Source organism: Arthrobacter sp. H41 (genome assembly GCF_000520535.1).
Lineage (GTDB): Bacteria > Actinomycetota > Actinomycetes > Actinomycetales > Micrococcaceae > Arthrobacter_D.
Window position 1 is genome coordinate 33,177 of sequence record NZ_KI914811.1, and the last position, 1,764, is coordinate 34,940.

Consider the following 1,764-nt stretch of genomic DNA (forward strand, 5'->3'; position numbering starts at 1 on the left):
CACCGGCACGAGCCCGCCAGATCAACGCAGGGACGAGCCCCGGCACCGGCCCGACAAGAAAATTCCCCGGATTCCGGTGGTGCTGCATGTGCAGCACCACCGGAATCCGGGGAATTACTCCTTCCGAAGGAACCTCCTACTTGAACAGGCCCTTCTTCACGTTCTCGGGCCGCTGCATCTCGCCCTGCTTCGCCCCGAGGACGATCACGATGCCGCTGAAGACGGGAAGCGCCCACTGGAGCATCTTGAGCTGGGACTGGGCCTTGGCCAGTTCGTCGGAGGCACCGGGACGCGGCTCGGTGGCACCCTGGCTGCCCTCGTCGGCGAGTTCGCCGACCTTCTTGCCGAGGATGCCGGAGTACAGCGAAAGCGCCATTCCCACCACTGTGACAATCGACTTCCACAGGGTGTTCGAGCCGACGGTGTCCTGTGCTGCGACACGACCCTTGTTGCCGAGGATCAGACCGATACCACCGGCGGCATGGGCTGCGAAGGCGGCTACCTGCACCGGGGTCCACATTCCCCAGCCGAGGCTCGACAGCCGGGTGCGCTCCTTGGGGTCCTTCGCTTTGGCGGTGGCGCCGTTGAGCCCGATAGCGCCCATGAGGGTGCCGCCGAACCAGGCTGCCGCACCGAGATCGTGGGCTGATCGTGCCAAAAGGTTTCCTGCCATGATGTCGTGCTCCTTTAATCTCTTGATTCGGCCTACTCTCTACATTTATCAGCATGCTTAGGATTAAGCTACGGGAAAGCCGAAAAACACGCGGCCGGAGAGCTGAGGTTTCTCCATCGGCCGCCAGGGAAAGGAGCTACGCCATGGCAGGGTCCGACCAGCACAGCGAAGTGGATGAGGTATGGGCCGACTGGAACGAAGCGGTCAACATGAGCGCATCGGCCCTCGAGAAATGGCTTGACACCGAAGAATCCAAGGCCGTAGGGCAGAAGGAGGGCGGAGAGTCGGTGGGCCACGCCTCCGGACGTCGGATCGTCACGCTCCTCGGCACCCGGAAGAAGGACCTGACGGACGCCGATGCAGCACACATGCGAAAGGTGGTGGGCTACGTGCACCGCCACCTCGCGCAGCGGCCCGCCAAGGAGGAGATCGAGAACTCCAGGTGGCGGTACTCCCTGATGAACTGGGGCCACGACCCGTTGACCTAGGGATGCCGGCTGGGCTGAGGCGGAATGCCGCGGAGTCAGGCTGCAAGGCCCGGATCGACAGCGAAGACCGCCGTCAGCACATGCCGCTCCCGCCGAGCGACCTGCAGCATCAGCCCGGGGCCCTCCTCGAAGGGGACAATATCCGTCACCAGGCTTTTCCGAACCGCTTTCCCCTCGGAGTGCAGCAGCAGGATCGTTTCGGCGGACAGCCGGGCTCTGTCCCACAAGGCAGAGAGACCACGCGGAACGCGTCCGATCTGCGCGCAGCGCAGGCTGAGCCCGTTGTGGTGGAACTCCTCGCCAAGCCGCAGTGCGTCGGCGCCCTCAATGTAGAACGCAAGATCGATGATGCTTCCCTGGGGGCGCACCGCGCGCAGGGCAGCGTGCAGGGCCTCCGCGCGTCCACGGCACTGGAACACGACGTCGGCGCCGCGGTCCGCGGGGCCGTGGCGCCAGCGCGTCTTCAGCAACCTGCCCGGGTCGCCGTCGAGGTCGAACACCGGAAAACCCAGCTCTTCCGCAACTTTCCGCCGCCGTGGATCGGAGTCCGCGACCACCACCTCGCGGCTGCCCAGCGATCGGGCGAACAGGGCTGTCAGGAGG

The 1,764-nt window shown here is 65.2% G+C and carries 3 protein-coding genes; 1 reads left to right on the plus strand and 2 read right to left on the minus strand.

The features are described from left to right. Positions 1-136: 136 nt before the first annotated feature. Positions 137-673, minus strand: a complete 537-nt coding sequence (locus Y705_RS0112210; protein ID WP_026533064.1) for a hypothetical protein — start codon at positions 671-673, stop codon at positions 137-139. A 143-nt stretch (positions 674-816) separates the two neighbouring features. On the opposite strand from Y705_RS0112210, the gene Y705_RS0112215 reads away from it, so the two are divergent. After that, positions 817-1,161, plus strand: coding sequence for a DUF3140 domain-containing protein (locus tag Y705_RS0112215; protein ID WP_026533065.1), 345 nt, complete (start codon positions 817-819; stop codon positions 1,159-1,161). Positions 1,162-1,196: 35 nt separating this feature from the next. Here Y705_RS0112215 and Y705_RS19605 read toward each other — a convergent pair. After that, positions 1,197-1,764 (minus strand): zinc-binding dehydrogenase (locus Y705_RS19605; protein ID WP_155850064.1); only part of this gene is annotated, 568 nt, incomplete at its 5' end.

What these genes read in the sequence shown, in the direction of transcription:
- Y705_RS0112210 (WP_026533064.1), bottom strand. Translation starts at nt 673, where the DNA reads ATGGCAGGAAACCTTTTGGCACGATCAGCCCACGATCTCGGTGCGGCA.
- Y705_RS0112215 (WP_026533065.1), top strand. Translation starts at nt 817, where the DNA reads ATGGCAGGGTCCGACCAGCACAGCGAAGTGGATGAGGTATGGGCCGAC.